This is a genomic window from Polaromonas sp. LjRoot131, assembly GCF_964252805.1.
Taxonomy (GTDB): Bacteria; Pseudomonadota; Gammaproteobacteria; order Burkholderiales; family Burkholderiaceae_C; genus Polaromonas.
The window spans coordinates 358,370-375,429 of the sequence record NZ_CAXUPF020000003.1 but is presented as its reverse complement, the minus strand read 5'-3'; the positions used below and the strand labels follow the sequence as shown (position 1 = coordinate 375,429).

The 17,060-nt window shown below is 61.4% G+C and carries 15 protein-coding genes and 1 tRNA gene; 5 read left to right on the top strand and 11 right to left on the bottom strand.

Features of this window, described 5'->3' with window-relative positions; genetic code table 11:
* Nucleotides 1-50 precede the first annotated feature (50 nt).
* The 3 genes from ACSQ27_RS16390 to ACSQ27_RS16380 all read left to right on the top strand — a co-directional run bounded on the left by ACSQ27_RS16390 (nt 51) and on the right by ACSQ27_RS16380 (nt 2,846).
* Nucleotides 51-125, top strand: a tRNA-Arg gene (locus ACSQ27_RS16390).
* A gap of 430 nt (nt 126-555) precedes the next feature.
* Nucleotides 556-2,070 carry a hypothetical protein gene (locus tag ACSQ27_RS16385; protein ID WP_436156562.1) on the top strand — a complete coding sequence of 505 codons (1,515 nt, stop codon included), beginning with the start codon at nt 556-558 and terminating at the stop codon, nt 2,068-2,070.
* A complete protein-coding gene (locus ACSQ27_RS16380) occupies nt 2,067-2,846 on the top strand; it encodes a C1 family peptidase (RefSeq protein WP_436156561.1) in 780 nt (259 codons plus the stop codon). Before ACSQ27_RS16385 ends, ACSQ27_RS16380 begins: the two co-directional genes overlap by 4 nt.
* 349 nt (nt 2,847-3,195) lie before the next feature.
* On the opposite strand, the gene ACSQ27_RS16375 is transcribed toward ACSQ27_RS16380, so the two are convergent.
* The 3 genes from ACSQ27_RS16375 to ACSQ27_RS16365 form a co-directional block, all read right to left on the bottom strand.
* Nucleotides 3,196-4,230 (bottom strand): hypothetical protein, encoded by a 1,035-nt coding sequence (locus tag ACSQ27_RS16375; protein ID WP_436156560.1) that lies wholly within the window; start codon nt 4,228-4,230, stop codon nt 3,196-3,198.
* 168 nt (nt 4,231-4,398) lie between these two features.
* Nucleotides 4,399-5,838: an N-acyl-D-amino-acid deacylase family protein gene (locus tag ACSQ27_RS16370; protein WP_436156559.1), complete on the bottom strand. Its 1,440-nt coding sequence runs from the start codon at nt 5,836-5,838 to the stop codon at nt 4,399-4,401.
* A 6-nt stretch (nt 5,839-5,844) separates the two neighbouring features.
* The gene (locus ACSQ27_RS16365) at nt 5,845-6,825 is read right to left on the bottom strand and encodes a Bug family tripartite tricarboxylate transporter substrate binding protein (protein ID WP_436156558.1); all 981 of its coding nucleotides are present in this window, start codon (nt 6,823-6,825) and stop codon (nt 5,845-5,847) included.
* A 105-nt stretch (nt 6,826-6,930) separates the two neighbouring features.
* Between ACSQ27_RS16365 and ACSQ27_RS16360 the strand changes: the two genes are divergently transcribed.
* Nucleotides 6,931-7,839: a LysR substrate-binding domain-containing protein gene (locus ACSQ27_RS16360; RefSeq protein WP_436156557.1), complete on the top strand. Its 909-nt coding sequence runs from the start codon at nt 6,931-6,933 to the stop codon at nt 7,837-7,839.
* A 15-nt stretch (nt 7,840-7,854) separates the two neighbouring features.
* On the opposite strand, the gene ACSQ27_RS16355 is transcribed toward ACSQ27_RS16360, so the two are convergent.
* The 7 genes from ACSQ27_RS16355 to ACSQ27_RS16325 form a co-directional block, all read right to left on the bottom strand.
* Nucleotides 7,855-8,574, bottom strand: a complete 720-nt coding sequence (locus ACSQ27_RS16355) for an aspartate/glutamate racemase family protein (protein ID WP_436156556.1) — start codon at nt 8,572-8,574, stop codon at nt 7,855-7,857.
* Nucleotides 8,575-8,616: 42 nt separating this feature from the next.
* On the bottom strand, nt 8,617-9,894 hold the full coding sequence (locus ACSQ27_RS16350) for an NAD(P)/FAD-dependent oxidoreductase (protein ID WP_436156555.1): 1,278 nt from the start codon (nt 9,892-9,894) through the stop codon (nt 8,617-8,619).
* A 71-nt stretch (nt 9,895-9,965) separates the two neighbouring features.
* Complete coding sequence (locus ACSQ27_RS16345) at nt 9,966-10,691, bottom strand: amino acid ABC transporter ATP-binding protein (protein ID WP_436156554.1); 726 nt, start codon at nt 10,689-10,691, stop codon at nt 9,966-9,968.
* 16 nt (nt 10,692-10,707) lie between these two features.
* The gene (locus ACSQ27_RS16340) at nt 10,708-11,358 is read right to left on the bottom strand and encodes an amino acid ABC transporter permease (protein WP_436156553.1); all 651 of its coding nucleotides are present in this window, start codon (nt 11,356-11,358) and stop codon (nt 10,708-10,710) included.
* A gap of 11 nt (nt 11,359-11,369) precedes the next feature.
* Nucleotides 11,370-12,038, bottom strand: coding sequence for an amino acid ABC transporter permease (locus tag ACSQ27_RS16335; RefSeq protein WP_436156552.1), 669 nt, complete (start codon nt 12,036-12,038; stop codon nt 11,370-11,372).
* Nucleotides 12,039-12,128: 90 nt separating this feature from the next.
* Nucleotides 12,129-12,929 (bottom strand): ABC transporter substrate-binding protein, encoded by an 801-nt coding sequence (locus tag ACSQ27_RS16330; RefSeq protein WP_436156551.1) that lies wholly within the window; start codon nt 12,927-12,929, stop codon nt 12,129-12,131.
* Between the two features lie 50 nt (nt 12,930-12,979).
* Nucleotides 12,980-13,516: an Lrp/AsnC family transcriptional regulator gene (locus ACSQ27_RS16325; protein WP_436156550.1), complete on the bottom strand. Its 537-nt coding sequence runs from the start codon at nt 13,514-13,516 to the stop codon at nt 12,980-12,982.
* A 272-nt stretch (nt 13,517-13,788) separates the two neighbouring features.
* On the opposite strand from ACSQ27_RS16325, the gene ACSQ27_RS16320 reads away from it, so the two are divergent.
* Nucleotides 13,789-14,130, top strand: coding sequence for a helix-turn-helix domain-containing protein (locus ACSQ27_RS16320; protein ID WP_436156549.1), 342 nt, complete (start codon nt 13,789-13,791; stop codon nt 14,128-14,130).
* A gap of 68 nt (nt 14,131-14,198) precedes the next feature.
* Here ACSQ27_RS16320 and ACSQ27_RS16315 read toward each other — a convergent pair whose 3' ends face one another.
* Nucleotides 14,199-17,009 (bottom strand): autotransporter outer membrane beta-barrel domain-containing protein, encoded by a 2,811-nt coding sequence (locus ACSQ27_RS16315; RefSeq protein WP_436156548.1) that lies wholly within the window; start codon nt 17,007-17,009, stop codon nt 14,199-14,201.
* Between the last annotated feature and the right edge of the window lie 51 nt (nt 17,010-17,060).

Genomic DNA, 17,060 nt, shown 5'->3' with positions numbered 1-17,060 from the left:
GAGGGGGCCTCCACCACCGAATACAATCACGGCTTCTCTCCAAGAGACGTGCGGCCATAGTTCAATGGATAGAACGGCCCCCTCCTAAGGGGCAGATAGGGGTTCGATTCCCTTTGGCCGCACCATCATCTTCATTCATGTTTTCGACAGCCGTGTGATGTACGCATAGTGCACAAACTCAGCAATGAGATATGCCTTCCACACCTTGCCAATGTCGGAATCCTTGTTGATCCTGCCGCTGTAGAGGCCAAGCAGCGCACAGACTCAACCCAAAAAAGAGAAAACCAAGAACGTATCCACATCGTGAGCACCTTCTGCTCACAAAGAGTGGGGGTCAATATTCGATGAAAACTCGGGTCAGACCTCAGCGGAATTCAACACCATTCGAATCTCCTCTAATCGAAGGAGGCGTTATGCATGCGTTCATGTCACGATGGACCTAGAGCATCGAAAGACCATCAACGCATGCGCGCAATCGCGCTCTTTCTGAGTGATTGCCTAGAAGTGCAGCAGGATGGAATTTCGGTTCTATAAAGATTCACACGGGAGGATCTAATGCGCTTACAAAAATTGCGAGTGAGTGTCTTCGTTTTTGCACTGCTCTCGATATTAGGGATGCAAGGTTGTACGCAGTTGGACGCAGTTAGAGTGAAGGACGGCAAGTCCATTGCTGCAGAAGGTGCGCCGTATAACCTTACATTCACCCAATACGAGATTGCGGTCACCAGGCGTCTTGCCTCATGTATTGATGACAAGACCCGAACGCCGCTGATGAAAGTGGTAACCACAGCGGATGCAACGCGAAAAGAAGTTCGCGATCCCACTCGGGAGTACATCATCGACTTTGCTGCTCTTCGTAGCTTCTTCAAGACATCGGATATCACCATTGAGTACTATGACAACGGTTCCCTAAAGACCGTCAATGCCTCCGTTGCCGATAAGACAGGTGAATTTCTCAAAAGCGCATTCGCTTCCGTTGGGAAGATTGCTCTGATGACTGCCGGTGGTGGAGGTCCAGCAGAAGCTTGCACGCCCGAAATCGCAAAGATTGTCCTGGCAGCTGAAGTTGCCGAGAAATCCTTAGTGGCAAAAAAAAACGACCTTACGCTTAAGACGGGACGACTCGAGAAGCGCATTGCTGTATCGGCTGCACAAGGCCGTGCTCGAAGTGACGAAGAGCGCCGGGCCTTTGGTCGCGAAGTTGATGCGCTCTTCCTCGCAAAAACAGATGTAGATGCAGCACAGAAGGCACTTGCCTCGCTTTTGAAGAAATTGACCATCTCCTCCAAACTGAAATGGCCTTCGGATGGCAGCACATTCGAGGGGCAACTCGTCACTCCTCTAACCCCTGATGGCATAAAAGATTGGGGAAGTTTGTCAGACGAAGGCGAAGCCAAACTTAGCGCTGGAACTGGAGTGTGGGCAAAAATCACCACAGACAGTCCCATGGGGCGCCACGCGATCTCCAAGGGCGTCCCTTGTCCGGATGACGAGCCCAAGAAGGGACTTAACGCGATCTTCAAGGGGGTCACTTGTCTGGATGACGAGTCCAAGAAGGGGCTTAAGTACCGCATACCGGTCCCCGGAACACTACTCCTCTGCAGCAGCAAGGATTGCAAGGGAGAAGACGCAGTCTTGGCAGAAATTCCGGACCTTTTTAGCCAATTGGGCCCCATATTGACACTACCTCTTCGCAACTACCCTTTCATGGATCAGACCGTTGTGTTGAACTTCAATGAAGCCGGGCAACCGACGAAAATTGGTTACAAGTCCACGGCCGCTGCCGATAAGGCTGCAGACGCGTTCGGCACCTACGTGGATGAGCTTGGTAAAGTACGGTTAGCGCGCAAGCCGAAGTCCGAATTGGACGTTATCAAGGAAGAGACTGAGCTCCTGGAAGCTAAAGCCAAGCTAGCTTCTGCGAAGAAGGGACTTGAGCCTGCTTCAAATGCACAGCAGGCCGTCGCAACATCAGCATTGAAGGCGGATACGGAACTTCTAGAGGCAGAACTTGCGAAGATGAAAGCACAAGCGGCCCTAGATGACGCGCGCAAGCAATCGGTGCCATGAACGTTCCGTCTGAATTGAAGAGGCGGGCAGCGTCGTCCATGAATCGCATAATTTTCACCGGAGCACTTCCGGATGATCAGGAGGTTCATGCGCCTGAAATTCAAAGAGCGCCCCAAGTACTCGTGGAGGTTGGGTATCCCGATCGGTTTAATTGGGATACTCTTGGAGTAATCCCAGACCCGGGCACTCAGCTCCCACTCATGGCCTGTGTGTCTTATGCCGCGTCGGCGGTTGTTGCAGCTCGAGTGAAGATCAAAACAAGCACTACAGTCGTATTGGCACCTAGAGCAATGCACCTTTGTACCCTGGATCTTGCTCCTTCGTCCGGCACGAGTTCGCGGCTTCTCGTAGAGAGCGCGCTACGTCATGGATTTCCTGTTGCTGGACCGAATTCCAATGCGGCACTTTCAAGGATGACGCAGAAAGCTCAATGTCCGATAGCATCGGAACTCGCTAGGCTACCCATAACCGGAGCATTTGCCTTCACGACACCCGAGGATGTCAAACGTGAGATCAGTTCCCGCGGCCCTGTCGTAGCGCACATCAGTTTGTATAGCGACTTCGGGGATTATCCTGGCGGAATTTATTCTCCCAAACCACCGATGCCTAAAGGCGAGCACGCCGTTTGTCTGATTGGCTACGACGACTTGCAGCAGTGCTGGATCGGGCTAAATAGCTTTGGCACGGAATGGGGGGAGCGTGGTAGGTTTCGACTGCGCTACGGCACTTGCAACCTTCTTGCTCAGTACAAACCGACATATTCGCTGGTGGTCTAGCCGTCGAACTTGCGCGGGTATACCGATGACCGTTTGCGGCGACCCCACGTCTGCTTCTAGTGGGCCGAGGTAGCTTCTGGGTCAGAAAAGTCGATCTCGGCATCCGGTTCCGCGAACATCCGGTCCATTCCGGGCACCGCTCCAGGCCCAGGATATGCAAACCGTCCATGCTCGCGATGCCGGCGACCATCAGGTGGCGCGGGCTGAAGGCGCGCGTTGGCGGTGATGACGGCAATCTCGCTCTGCGGGCCGTGGAGCAGCCTGACAACGGAGACTTGCAAAAGCTGGAGTCAGCGCCGGCTCGTCCGGCGGCCTGGGTGGGGCCTGGACCAGTCCGCGCTGCAAGCGGCTAGTGGCCGTAGCAGGTGGAAGCAAGCGCCAGAAATGGCGGCAATGCAAGGGCTTTGTCCAAGCCCTTCTCTAACCTCTCCTCTTCCCCAGGCTCAAAAATGAATGACTCAATCTCGTGAGCCGTCTCTGCGGATAAAGAGTGGGTACGGTACCAGCGCAGCGTCACCAACTCTGTATGGATGGCGCCAACGGCATCTTCGGTGTCAATGGCTTTTTTGATCAACAGCTGCAATTCGCTGACGGCTGCCGCTCGAGCAGAAGAGAAAGCCGAATCAACGACCTGCCTCTCATGCGTCTCGACGATGGTTCTGTAGAACTGACGGCAGCAGTCTTCGTTGTGATACGGTTCGCTGCGCGTAGTTGTGTAGGTTTCAGTGATGTGCCGGTCCGCCGCGGGCGTGTATTGCAATTGATGGACGGACTGGATGGTTTCAATATTGCTGGATGCGAAGTGGCCTGACTTCAGCTGTAGCTGTATGGCCATGAAGTGGGTATTGAACTGCTGAATGAGAACCCGCTCGAGCGATTCCATCTTCTGCTCACGCCCAAACACGATCGCCGACAACACCTTCCGCACGTCGCGCTGTTGCTTCGTGGCGATATCCGCAAAGTCCACGTACGCAAACATCGGGCCCAGCGCGCCGACCTTGGGCTCATGCTGAAAGATGTAGTTGAGGCTGGTGTTCAGCTGGACAAATCCGCTGGACGTGACAACATCAAATTTCGCTGCAGCCCCCATCTGCTCGAACATGGTGCGCAAGCTGGATAGTTCGAAGTATTTTTCTTCCAGGGCGTGCGCATTCAACTCTTCCGCAACGATTCCCCTGATCACGACGGGTAGCTGGCTTACCTTTTCGTAGATCGCGATGTTTTGCTGCCTGATGAGCTCCATGCCTTGCAAAATCGCATTGAGGTAGGGCTTGAGCTTTTCGACGGGATCCGTGACTTTGGGCTTCCCACCGAACAATTGTTTGATCTTGTCGATGGCCTCCGCAGCCTGGATAACGACGGCGATGACGGTACCTGGGTCCATTTTTTCCCCTCCTCAGTTATTGATTGAGCCATCGATCCAGCGGATCGATAACAAAATGTAACTGCAGGACCTCCGGGTGTCATTCGGAAATCAATGGTGAATATTGACAAAAATGGCCATGAAAAAACATGGAAGGCCTCAAGGCTCATAGAATTTTTTATCCTGACCTCATAAAGGCGCATCCCGCCTGCGCAGCACCCGGCCGGCATCCACGTTGACGCTGAGGCCATCGCGGCAGGCGAGGCGGCCGTTGACAAAAACCGCATCGATCCCCGAACTGAGCTCGGTAGGGTTCTCATAGCTGGCGTTGGCGGCGATGCGGTGCTCATCAAAGATGACGACATCCGCGTGGTTGCCGGGCGCCAGGATTCCCCTGCCGGCGAGGCCGAAGCGCCTGGCGCTGAGTCCGGTCATTTTGTAGATGGCGGCCTCGAGCGAAAACAGCTTTCTCTCGCGCACGTAATGCCCCAGCACGCGCGGGAAAGTCCCCCACAAACGCGGATGCGGGCGCATGTCATGCGCCAGGCCGTCCGAGCCGACCATGGCCATCGGATGGCTCAGGATGCGACTGACGTCCTCTTCGCTCATGGCGAAGTAGATGGCGCCGGCCGGTTGCAAGGCCCGCGCCACCTCTTCCTCGCTCTGGTTTCTCTCGCCGGCAAGTTCTTTCAAGGAGCGGCCCGCCACACCGGGCTCGGGCTGGGACCAGGTCACCAGCACGTCGCTCGACTGCTTCACACGCGACGGCAGCAGCATGGTGGACGAGGCGTTGTAGGGATAGCAGTCAAAGCAGACCGACTGCCCTCGCGCCGCCTGCTCCAGCATCGCCAGGGTCTGCACCGAGCGGCCGTGGTTGGCCGTGCCGACCAGCTTGTGGTGGGAAATGACGGTTCCCACGCCCAGTTCCCGGCCTATGTGCAGGGCCTCGCGCAGCGCCTCGTCGATGGCGTCGCCTTCATCGCGGATGTGCATGGCCACGATGCCGCCGGCGGCCTTGAGCTGCGCGCCCACGGCAATCACCTCTTCGGCCGTGGCCGCTTTCGCGGGCGGATAGTACAAGCCCGTTGACAGGCCGATGGCGCCCGCGGCCAGCGCGCCGGCGAGTTCCGCCGCCATGGCCGCCGATTCCGCGAGGGTGGCGGGCCGTTCAAGGTCGGCCATGTGCTTGACCCGCAGCGTGGCGTGGCCCACGAGGCAGGCGACGTTGACGGCCAGGGGGGACTGGTCGAGCGCATCCAGGTAGGCGGCGAAGCTCGGGTAGATCCAGCCGTCCGTTCCCAGGATGTCCAGCGGCGGCGGCGGGTGGCGGGTCTGCAGCGGGGCCAGGCTGACGCCGCAGTTGCCCGACACCACCGTCGTCACGCCCTGCGACAGCTTGGGGTGCGCGCCCGTGGCGGGCAAGAGCAGCAGGCGGTCGTCATGGGTGTGCACATCGATAAAACCCGGCGCGACAATTCGCCCGTGCGCACTGACCCGTTCGCGTGCGGGGACGGCCGACAGGTCGCCGATGGAGAGAATTTTTCCCTGGGACATGCCGAGGTCGGCGCGCACCCGGGCGGCGCCGGTCCCGTCAATCAATTCACCGCCTTCAATGATGAAATCGAACATGCGCGTTCAATCCACCTGGACGCCGGCGCGTTTGACGACCTCCGTCCACATCCGCGTCTCGCGCAGCGCCCGGTCAAACAGCCGGTCGGGCGAGCCTATGGTGGTCTCGAAGGAGATGGCGGCATAGCGCTCATTGACCGCGGCATTGCCCAGCACCTTGTTGATTTCCCCGTTGAGCCGCAGCACGACCTCGCGCGGCGTGCCCGCCGGCGCAACAATGCCGCCCCAGGCGGTCGTTTCATAACCTTTGACGAACTCCCCGATGGTCGGCACCTCGGGAAACAGCGGGCTGCGCGCCCGGCCGGAAACGCCGAGCGCCTTGATGCGCCCATTCTTGATGTGCGGCGCGATGGACGACAGGTTGTCGAACATCAGGTCGACCTGCCCGCCCATGAGATCCTGGATGGCCTGCGGGCTGCCGCGGTAAGGCACGTGGGTCATGAAGGTGCCGGTCATGCTCTTGAACAGCTCGCCGCCCAGGTGGCCGGTGGTGCCGTTGCCCGGAGACGCCATGCTGAGTCTTCCGGGACTGGATTTGGCCAGGGCGATCAGCTCGGCCACGTTCTTCACGCCCAGGTCGTTCCTGACGACGAGCGCGTTCTGCACATAGCCGAGCAGCGCCACGGGAACCAGCTGTTTGTCCGGGTCGTAGGGCAGCTTGGAGAAAAGCGATTTGTTGATCGCCAGCGTGCCCACATTGCCGTAGCCCAGCGTGTACCCGTCCGGCGCCGCGCGCACGATTTCCTGCATGCCGATATTGCCGCTTGCGCCGGGCTTGTTGTCGATCACAAAAGGCTGGCCCAGGACTTTCATCAACTCGCTGGTCAGGATGCGGCAGATGTTGTCGGGCGAGCCACCGGCGGCGGAGGGCACGATCAGGCGTATGGGCCGGTCGGGCCAGGCGGCGCGTGCCAGCAGGGGCGCTGAGGCCATCGCGACAGCCCCCAGCTTGAGGAGTGTTCGCCGCGTTGTCCGGGAGTCGGTCATGGAGGTCACCTTGAATTCAGCAATGAGGAAACTGAATGATGCGTGGACAAATCATTGGCTACAAACGACAATTTCTGCGTCTTCCATGCTTTTTTCTCATGCACCATGATGTTGCGCGCCCCCTCCACCATGTCCCTGGTCTGCCTTGAAGCCAGCGCGCGCCTGCGGTCTTTCACCGCCGCCGCGCAAGAGCTGCACCTGACACAAGGCGCGGTCAGCCGCCAGATCATGGCGCTTGAAAGCCGCCTTGACGTCCAGCTCTTCGTGCGGCGGCGTGATGCGGTCGTGCTCACCGAAGCCGGCCGCTACTACCTGGACGAGGTCGGCCCCATTCTCCAGCGCCTCGAGCGCGCGACGGCCAACGTGATGGCGCTCAAGGGGCGCGGGGGTTCGCTGGCCGTGTCGGTCGGCGCGTCGCTGGGCAGCTATTGGCTGATCCCGCGCCTGCCGGACTTCACGCGGGCGCACAGCGAGATCACCCTGAATTTCGCCACCCGCGTGGGTTCGGTTGATTTCAAGAGCATGGCGGTCGATGCCTCGCTCGAATTCGGCGACGGCAAGCGTGCCGGCCTGCGCAACGATTTTGTCCTGCCCCTGGCAATGGCGCCTTACGCCGCACCGGCATGGATCGCCAGACACGGCAAGTCGCTGACGCCCCGCACGCCGATGTCCGCGCTGGTGCACCACACGACCGTGCTGGACGCTTGGCGCAATTGGTTCGACCACGCCGGCATCGAAATAGGCAGCGGGCAGGAGGGGCCGCGCTATGAGCTGATGTCGATGGCACTGAATGCCGCGATAGCGGGCCTGGGGGCGGTGCTGCTGCCCGACTTCATGGCCAGCGATGCGCTGGCGACCGGCCGCCTGCGCCGGCTGTCGAAGAAACAATGGATTTCGCCCCGCGGCTACTACCTGGTGTATCCCGAGGAATCATCGAAACTTGAGGCGCTCACGGTGTTCCGCACCTGGTTGCTCGCGCAGGCAACGGCCGGGAGCAGCCGCACGGATCCGTAGCAACCTGCAACCCCCTCAAATAGCCGAATGCAAAAAATTCACCATGGTGATGAAATCAAACACCGGCAGCCCTGACTGCTGCCGGATCGCTTCCGAATAAGGCGGCAGGTCTGTGCACTCCAGGACAAAAGCCCGGATGCCCGGATGCTTCTGGAGCGCGCCAAGTGCCGTGCCCAAAACTTCCTGCTCGATGACATTGAGATCAATCCCGGCATCCGGTTCGGCGAACATCCTGTTCCACTCCGGGCATTGCTCCAGGCCCAGGATGTGCAGGCCGTCCATGCTCGCGATGCCGGCGGCCCTCAGGTGGCGCGGGCCGAGGGCACGTGCGTTGGCGGTAATGATGGCTATCTCGCTCTCGGGGCCGTGGAGCAGCCTGACAAAGGGGACTTGCAACAGGCTGGAGGTCAGCACCGGTACGCCGGCAGCCTGTGCCAGTTCGCGCTGGAAGATGGCGTTGAAGCCGCAGCTCGTGGTGATGGCCTTGATGCCTTTTTCGGCCACCATGGCCGCGGCGTCGGCCATCATGGTCGCTAGCACTTTGGGGTCCGGGTTCTCCAGGATCGTATGGACGTTGGCGCCACGCACGGGATGGAAGCTCACGGGATAGGCGTAGGACGCGGGATTGGTGCTGTTGCCGACCAAGGTTTCAAGTTGCTGCAGCCCCCTGGGCACCTGCCCGGTCTCCCAGCAGAGGACGCCGATCTTGGCCGCTTCATCCCTTACAGCCGGCATGGGGTGCTTTCGCGGGTGTGTTTGTTGTTCATGTTTTTCGATTCAAAACCTGGCAATGCGGTAGGGCGAGAGGTCAAAGGGTTCAGGGTCGCCGCTGACCATTCCTGCGACCAGCTGGGCGGTGATCGCCGACAGGGTCAAGCCGAGGTGGCCGTGGCCAAAGGCGTAAAACACCTTGGCGCAGCGCGGCGAGCGTGCGATCACGGGCAAGGAGTCGGGCGTCGAAGGGCGGTAGCCCATCCATTCGCGCTGTATCGCCTGGCCCATGAGGGCAGGCAGCACGTTGCGGGCAAAAGGCACCAGGGCGCGGATGCGCCGGAAGTCCGGCGGCGCAACCAGGCCCGCGAGTTCATCACCGCTACTCAGCGAAATGCCGTCGTGCATGGGCGAGAGCACACACTGCTTTTCCGGGAAACACACGGGGCGGCCCAGCAAGGATTCACCGGTCGAGGCAAACGACAGGTGATATCCCCGCTCGGTGTCCAGGCTGACCTTGTCGCCGACCTGTGCGGCAAATTGTTTGGACCATGCGCCAGCCGCGACGACCACGGCGTCAAACTGCCGCGTGGCCTGGTCCGTCCGGATGGATACACCGCCACCGTCGACGGGCCGCAGTTCCAGCACCGTCTCCTGAAGGTAAAGCGCCTGCCGCTGCCGCGCGCATTCGAAGTAAGACTGCGCCAGCGCCCGGGGGTAGTTGACGAAGCCGCTGTCAGGCTGGAACAAACCGCGGGTGTAGGCATTCTTGTTGAGCCGGGGCTCAAGCTCGGCGACCTCGGCGGGCTGGAGGACGGAAAAATGCACGCCGTGGCGCGTCATCAATTCACGCTCCAGCGCGCTGGCCGAAAATCCGGCGGCGGAGGTATAGAGTTTCAGCCAGCCGCCGGGCCGGATCAGCTCACGGGCACCACTCATGTCGGCCAACGCGAGGTGGGCCTGCAGGGACTTGGACACGAGCGGATGCAGGGCCGCTGCGATGCCCACCACCCGCTTTGGCTGCCCTGCTGCGATAAACCTGAGAAGCCAGGGCAGGCTGCGGAAAAAATGCGCCGGCCGCAAAACTGCGGCACTGTTGGGGTCCAGGAGGTAGGAGGGAATGGAGCGGATCACGCCCGGCGTGGCGGTCGGCGTGACGGCGCCCGTCACGATGGCGCCGGCATTTCCGGAGCTGGTTCCAGCGCCGACTTCACCGCGGTCGATGACGGTGACGGCGTGGCCCCGGGCCGCGAGCGCCAAGGCCGTCGCCGCACCGACTACGCCGGCCCCCACGATGGCGATGGAGCGCCCGCCCTGTGTTTCATGCCTGCCCGTGTCAGTCATCCCATGTCTTTCTGAAGTGTGTGCCGCCACATGCGGCGGCCGTGATGACGGTTGATCACCACCAGCCCGGGCTAGTGGTGAAGAATCTTTCCGAGGAACTCACGCGTGCGTTCACTCTGCGGTGCGGTAAAAAAGGCTTCGGGCTTGGCGACCTCGACCATGACGCCCTTGTCGATAAAGGCCACGCGGTCGGCCACCTTGCGGGCAAAACCCATCTCGTGCGTGACCACAATCATGGTCATGCCGTCTTTGGCCAGCGCCACCATCACGTCCAGCACCTCGTTGATCATTTCGGGATCGAGCGCGGAGGTCGGCTCGTCGAACAGCATGACCTTGGGCTGCATGCACAGGCTGCGGGCGATGGCGACGCGCTGCTGCTGCCCGCCCGACAGCTGCTGCGGATAGGCGTCGCATTTGTCCGCCAGGCCGACCTTCTCGAGCAGCTCGCGGCCGCGGTCGGTGGCTTCCTTGCTGGAGAGCTTGCGCACGTGGATGGGCGCGAGCGTGACGTTTTCAAGCGCGGTCTTGTGGGGATAAAGATTGAACTGCTGAAAGACAAAACCCAGCTCCATGCGAAGCTTGCGCAGGTTCGCCTCGCTGGCGACCGGCATGCCGTCGACCGTCAGCGAGCCGGCCTGGAATTTTTCCAGCCCGTTGACGCAGCGGATCAGTGTGCTTTTGCCGGAGCCGCTGGGCCCGCAGACCACCACCACCTCGCCTTTTGCGACATCGAGGTTGATGTTCTGCAAGACGTGGTGCGTGCCGTACCACTTGTTGAGTTCGCTGAACTGGATCATCCTGGGTATTCCTTTATCAAGCCTTTTCCAGCCGCCGCGACAGATACAGCAGCGGATAGCAGATCAAAAAGTAGCCCACGCCCACCGCGGTAAAAACCAGCAGCCCGTTGGGAACGGACTGCACGATCACCCAGCCGGAGCGCGTCAGGTCGAGGAGCCCGATGGCGGAGACCACCGATGAATCCTTGACCAGCAACACGTATTGCCCGACCAGGGAAGGGACGATCATGCGGGTGGCTTGCGGCATCACCACCAGCCTCAGCTGCTGGAAGCGGCTCAGCCCCGAGGATGCGGCCGCTTCGAGCTGCCCTGTGGGCACGGCCCTGATCCCGGCGGCCACGATTTCAGAGATGAAGCAGGCCGCGATGTTGGACAGGGCAATCACGCCCGCCGTGAAGGAGTCGAGCTCGATGCCCGCCTCGGGCAAGACAAAAAAGACGACGAACACCTGAACCAGCACAGGTGTGCCGCGAAACAGGTCGGTGTAGGCCCCGATGGCGAACGACAGCCACTTGCGCGGGCTGGCGCGGCCTACGCCCAGCACAAAGCCGAGCACCGTTCCCGCAAAAATCCCGATGAAGGACAGCGCCAACGTGACGCCTATGCCCTTCAGCACAACCGGGTAGTACTGGGCCATGCCGTAGAGCTGCTCGAAGAAGAGGGTCATGGTCGTGGCTTTCAGCAGCGCCCGGGCTGCCGCCCGATGCGAACCCATGCGGCGGCCGCGAGCTTGAGCCCGAAATAGATGATCAGGTAGCCGACGGCGGTGCTTGCCAGGCCTTCAACCGGCATGAAGCGGTCATTGGCCAGTGTCTGCCCCACGCGCGTGAGCTCCAGCACCGAAATCAGCGACAGCAGGGACGAGTCCTTGACCAGCACAATGGCCTGCCCGATCAGCGGCGACACCATGGGCCGCACGGCCTGCGGAAGAATGATGAGGCGCATCTGCTGCCAGTAGGTCATGCCCGAACTGGCGCCCGCCTCCAGCTGCCCCTTAGGGATCGAATGGATGCCGGAGCGGATGATCTCGCTGACGTAGGCGCCGCTGTTGATGGACAGGGCGACGATGCCGATCATGATTTCCGGCATGATCACGCCGAAATTCGGCAACCCGAAATACAGAAAATACAGCTGGGCCAGCAAGGGCGTGGCCCGGATCACGTCCACGTACACCACAGCCGGCGCCCGGACGACGCGCGAAGACTGCAGGCTCATCACACAGGCCAGCATGCCGATGGCGACGGCGCCCGCAAACGCGGCCAGCGAAATGGACAAGGTGGAGACAAAGCCCCCGAAGAAATCGGGGAGCGTCTCCCCTATCACCCTGAAGTTCAGGTTCAGCAGCATGCGCCGGCCCCGACATAAAGGGCGTGAAGGGCTTGCGGCACGGGAATCGACACCATGGTCATGAGGCCGGCCCGTGCTCAGGTTCGGAAATCAGTGCTCTTCTTTCCACTTGGGCGTGTTGACCCAGTAGTCGAGGTTTTGCTGAAGGCGGCCGTCCAGTGTGGTCTGGTCGATGAACAGGTTGATCCAGCTCAGAAGATCGAGGGAGTCATAACGGGTCGCATAAGCCAGGGGTTCCTTGGCCAGCAGTTCCGGCATGACCTTGAAGGTTCCCTTGGGGTATCCGGCCGCCTGGCCTGCCACCGCCGAGCTGTCATTGAGCAGGCAGTCGGCCTGGCCGTTTTTCACGGCGTCCAGCAGCAAGGTTCCACCGCCCTTGTAGCTCTTGATCTCGCCCTTGGGGAAAACGGTTTTTGCGAGCTTCTCGCCGGTGCTGCCGAAAAGCACCGCGATCTTGGTGCCGGGCGCCTTGCAGGCATTCGTGGAAGTGAATTTGCTTCCCTCCTTCGAAGCCACAACAGGCCCTATATACATAAAGGGCTTGGTGAAGGCGACTTTGGTCGCGCGGGCCAGCGTGGGCGTCATGTCGGCCGCGAGCAGGTCGGCCTTGCCGGAAATCAGGGCCGGCAGCAGCCCATCCCAGTCGAGGTCGAGGAACACCACCTTGACGCCCATTTCCTGGGCCATCAGTTTGGCAAGCTCCACCGAGCTGCCGGTGCGTGCGCCGTTTTTGTCGATCATCGAAAACGGAGGGCCTTGTGTCTGCACGGCGATGCGCAGTTCGCCGCGTTTCTGGATGTCCTCCAGGGTGCCGGCATGGGCGGCGCCGCACACACCCAGGAAGCCCGCGCAGGCCAGCAGCCCTGCGGCCAGGGAATTCGAGATCTTCATTGCTTTCTCCTTTGACAATCTCCCCGGAGGAACATCCGCCGGGGACGAGCTCATTTCCCAGCCGCTGCGGGCTGAGGGGGCGGCGGCTCGGCGCCGCCATCGGCGCCCTGCTCCCAGCAGCCGCGCGGCAGGTTGACCCATTTGTTGCGCGACTTCATGACCACAAAGGTCTCGCTGCGGCTGATGATCCCGGGCCCGGCGACCCTGGGAAGCAACTCGCTGGTGAAACGGTAGAGGTCCTGGACGTCCCCGGCCACCAGCACCTCGACGATCAGGTCGAAACGGCCGGTCACCACACTCACGGAAGTCACGAAGGGCAGCTCCGCGAGTTTTTGCGTGAGTTCGTCAAGGTGTCCCTGCGCGTTGGCGCTGATGCCGACGATGGCGCCAATCAGTTCCGGCCGTTCCGACAGGTTCAGCAGGCCGACGATCTTCAGGGCGTTTTTTTCGATCAAGGCCTTCAGGCGCGTGCGGACCGTGGGCGGGCTCAGCTGCATTTTTTCCGCCAGCTGGTTCACGCCGTCCTGCGCGTCGTCGGACAGCAGCCGGGTCAAACGGCGATCGGTGGCATCGAGGAGTTCACGCATGGAGTTACTTAGAAAATTAATGTCGTTTATTTTTCTAAAAAGAAAATAAACGTCTTATTAATTACTTTATTGGTAAATTTTCTATGGCGTACTGTCGTTTACACCTACTGCGCTGCCATGCTCGGTGCCCCGCGCCGCAGCATAATGCTCGTTAAATCAATCATTATGATGCTAAGGCTTGATTAATCGATCATCGATGGATCATTAGCAGTTCATCAAGTAAAATGCTCGTTAAATCGATCTTTATCAATATAACGAATGATTTGACGAACATGAAAATAGACCAATCCGCCATACTCAGCCCGCAGCTTGCGCGGGAGACTGCTCACCTCGGACATCTTCTTGCGCGGCTGCGCCAGGCGCGCAAGGTCAAACAAGCCGACGCAGCGCTGCGTGCGGGCTTCTCGCGCAATACCGCCTACCGCCTGGAAAAGGGTGACCCCGGCCTGGCGATTGGACAGGTGCTTCGCTACCTCGATGCCATCGCGCCAGGGGCCACGCTGGTGGACCTGTTGACGCAGGCCGACCCGGCGCTGATTACATTGCAGGCCCGCGAATCGACAAAGCGCGTTCGTGACCTGACGGCCGCCGAGCTCGCCGAGTTGAACTTCTGATTTATCAGGCGGCTGAGCCCCAGACGATTAGCGCCGCCGGACGGCGGAGCTATCAAACTTGCTCTTGCTTAAAAAGCGAAGCGCATGCCCAGGTTTCCGCTCCAGGTGTCCGCGGCCCCACTGCTCAAGCCTTTGCTGTAGTTCACGCTGGCATACAGCGTGGTGTTAGCGCCAAGCTGGGCATTAAAGCCGGCCCCCAGCTGCGCGCTGGTGCCCAGGGAGTCCGATGCGAAGGAGATGCCGCTGGCCGTGATGCCGCGGTCTTTCAGGAACTCGTGAACCAGGTTGCCTTCGGCGTACAGCGTCCATTGACGGCTGGTGTTGGGGTTGAAGGCCTTCTTGATGCGGGCACCCACGCGCCCCTGCAAACTTTCCCCGTCCTGCAGGTCGACCGTGACGCGGTCCGCATCGACGAAGGTGTCGAATTTGATCTTCTGGTAGGACAGCTGCGCCTGGGGCTCGATGACCAGGCCGCCGCCGATATCCATGGGGTAACCGCCTTCCACCGACAGGCCCAGGCCCAGTCCATCGGGCGCTCCCACCCGGCCGCGCTCACGGGTCTGGATGCCGGAGGTGTAGTCGGTGAGCTGAGCAACACCATCGAGATACCAGCCCGCCGCCGTCTGGTAGGTCGAGGTCAGGGCGAGCGTTGTGCCCTTCAGGTCCACCTGGGCGCCGGATGCAGCAACCCGCAGCTTGGACTGGCCGCGGCTGAGCGCACCGCCGATGCGCAAGATGGAGCCATCTGCCATGTCGCGCCCGAACACATAAGCTCCGGCCTGGAGGTAGTCGATGTCCTGGTCGTAGCCCGACGCGCGGTTGCCGGTGACGTCGCTGCGGGAGCCGTTCACACGCACAAAGAATGCGCGCTCGCCTTGTTCGCTGCTGCTGCCACGGCTTGCCGCCAGGTCGCGCAACTCGCCCTGCCGCTTGTGCACGGAGTCCAGCAGCGAGGCCCCGTAGCGCACGGCGCCCGTGGGCATGGCCTGGTAGCCGGCGATCTGCGGCACGGCAACCGGCCTGCCGCTGGCGTCCACCACCGATTGCAGGCGGTAGTCATAAAACGGCACGGCCCCCAGCAAGGGATCCGCCTGGCTGGCGGCCGAGCTTGCGGGGTCGAACATCCGCAGCTGGTACTGGTAAGGCCCGGCGGCGGCATACCCGCCCGCCAGCTGGAACGTGGTGGCCGCGCTGGTACCGCCCACCTGGACGATGGAAATGCCGTCGGTGTTGCCGGATCCGGTCAGCGCACCCGTGCCGCCCGTGTTGATGGTTTGTATGCTGGTCGTGCCGCTGGCGTTGCCCGTAATCACGAGCCTGTCGGCGGGAGAGCCCGTGCCCCCGAGCACGCCTTCGATTTCCAGTACTCCACCGCTTCCCACGTAGTTGCCCGCGATCAGCAGCTTGCCGATCGAATTGCCCGGTGCGATGGTGCCGCCGGCGAAGTTTGTTGTGTTGCCGACCCTGCCGTTGCCCTGCAGACGCCCGCCGAGCACGTTCACGGCGCCGGTGAGCGTGCCATTGACGGAAAGGGTTCCGCCTTCGACCGCCGTGGTGGTGATGGTGGCGGTGTTGCCGAGCGTCAGCATGCCGCCCTTGACGTTCAGGGTATTGGCCGCCACGGTGCCGTCAAGCCGCACGGTGCCTGAATTCATGACGATGCCGTTCATGCCGCTGATGGCGTAGGCCGCACCGTGGGTAAAGCTGTTGGTGCCGAGGTTCAGGTTCAGCGCATCGGCGCCGTCGCCCGTGATGTTGCCGTTGATCGCGCCGCCGGTCATGGTGAGGGTGTCGGTGCCGCCGCCGAGCACGACGGCGCCATTCAGGGTGCCGGCGGTGGTGATGACCGAATTGCCGCCGATTTCGTCGATGCCGTCGCGGTTCAAGTCGCCGTCGCGCAGCGCCACGCCGGAGGCGCCTGCGTTGAGCACGGCCCCCGCGCCGATGTTGACGGTGCCGCCTCCGGCGCCCGAGGTGTGGACAGCGGCGCCGAAGCCGCTGCCGCCGGTGGCGGTGCCGCCTGAAATGTCGACTGCGTACGTGCCGGTACCGATAGAGGCGAGGATGCCGTCGCCGTTGTTCCCGGTGGCGGCGACCGTGCCGCCGCTCATCTGGAGCAGGGTTGATCCTGTGCCGCCGTTCCGCGCCCACAAACCGTTGCTGTTGGCCCCTGAGGACACAACAGAACCACCAGTCATGGTGAGGCTAGACGTACCGATGCGTGCGGCGCTCGCGATCGACGATTGGGCGCCTGAGCCGACTGCCTGGATAGCGCCACCGGTGATCAGGACAGTGGTGTTGCCTGTCCCAGTGGGGGTCGTCAGCGTGGCAATGATCCCGCCGCCCGTTCCGGTGTTCAGGACTTGCCCGCCGGTCAACGTCACCTGGGCATTCCCTGTCGTTTGGGCGAGGCCCGCCGACACGGTGTTGGCCGCCCCGGTTGTGGTGAGCGTTCCGCTTTGGACGTTGATGGAGGAAGTCCCGCCGACACCTTGGTTGGTGATCGTCACGGCGGAGCCCGTGGCGGTGATTGTGTTGACGTTGGTCACATTGACGGTCAACTGGGGGTTCACCGGGCCGACCACAGCCTGAATGGATACCCCTTGAGCGCCCGTCACCACCATGGCCGGATTGTCCAGGTTGAGCGTCAACCCGTTGGAGCTGGTATAGGCGATGCCGGTCGCATAGTTCGCGGCGGAGCAGGTCAGCGTGTCCTGCCCCGCCACCTCCGTACCGCACTCATTGGCGGCGCGTGCGACCTGGGGAGACGCGGCGAGCAGTGCGACTGCGAACGCTGTTGCCGAAATCGCAAACCCGGAGGCCTTGTTTGTAGCGGGGCCGCCTGGCGCGGCCACCGAACCCTTCTTCCTGCTTGACATGAGACGCTTGAGTTCCGGTTTTCCTGCACACGATTTCATCAAAAAATCCTT

Bases quoted from the DNA above. Each gene is read 5' to 3' on its own strand.
- ACSQ27_RS16315 (WP_436156548.1), bottom strand. From the start codon at position 17,009: ATGTCAAGCAGGAAGAAGGGTTCGGTGGCCGCGCCAGGCGGCCCCGCT.
- ACSQ27_RS16325 (WP_436156550.1), bottom strand. From the start codon at position 13,516: ATGCGTGAACTCCTCGATGCCACCGATCGCCGTTTGACCCGGCTGCTG.
- ACSQ27_RS16385 (WP_436156562.1), top strand. From the start codon at position 556: ATGCGCTTACAAAAATTGCGAGTGAGTGTCTTCGTTTTTGCACTGCTC.
- ACSQ27_RS16375 (WP_436156560.1), bottom strand. From the start codon at position 4,230: ATGGACCCAGGTACCGTCATCGCCGTCGTTATCCAGGCTGCGGAGGCC.
- ACSQ27_RS16350 (WP_436156555.1), bottom strand. From the start codon at position 9,894: ATGACTGACACGGGCAGGCATGAAACACAGGGCGGGCGCTCCATCGCC.
- ACSQ27_RS16380 (WP_436156561.1), top strand. From the start codon at position 2,067: ATGAACGTTCCGTCTGAATTGAAGAGGCGGGCAGCGTCGTCCATGAAT.
- ACSQ27_RS16365 (WP_436156558.1), bottom strand. From the start codon at position 6,825: ATGACCGACTCCCGGACAACGCGGCGAACACTCCTCAAGCTGGGGGCT.
- ACSQ27_RS16330 (WP_436156551.1), bottom strand. From the start codon at position 12,929: ATGAAGATCTCGAATTCCCTGGCCGCAGGGCTGCTGGCCTGCGCGGGC.
- ACSQ27_RS16355 (WP_436156556.1), bottom strand. From the start codon at position 8,574: ATGCCGGCTGTAAGGGATGAAGCGGCCAAGATCGGCGTCCTCTGCTGG.
- ACSQ27_RS16360 (WP_436156557.1), top strand. From the start codon at position 6,931: ATGATGTTGCGCGCCCCCTCCACCATGTCCCTGGTCTGCCTTGAAGCC.
- ACSQ27_RS16370 (WP_436156559.1), bottom strand. From the start codon at position 5,838: ATGTTCGATTTCATCATTGAAGGCGGTGAATTGATTGACGGGACCGGC.
- ACSQ27_RS16340 (WP_436156553.1), bottom strand. From the start codon at position 11,358: ATGACCCTCTTCTTCGAGCAGCTCTACGGCATGGCCCAGTACTACCCG.
- ACSQ27_RS16335 (WP_436156552.1), bottom strand. From the start codon at position 12,038: ATGCTGCTGAACCTGAACTTCAGGGTGATAGGGGAGACGCTCCCCGAT.
- ACSQ27_RS16320 (WP_436156549.1), top strand. From the start codon at position 13,789: ATGAAAATAGACCAATCCGCCATACTCAGCCCGCAGCTTGCGCGGGAG.
- ACSQ27_RS16345 (WP_436156554.1), bottom strand. From the start codon at position 10,691: ATGATCCAGTTCAGCGAACTCAACAAGTGGTACGGCACGCACCACGTC.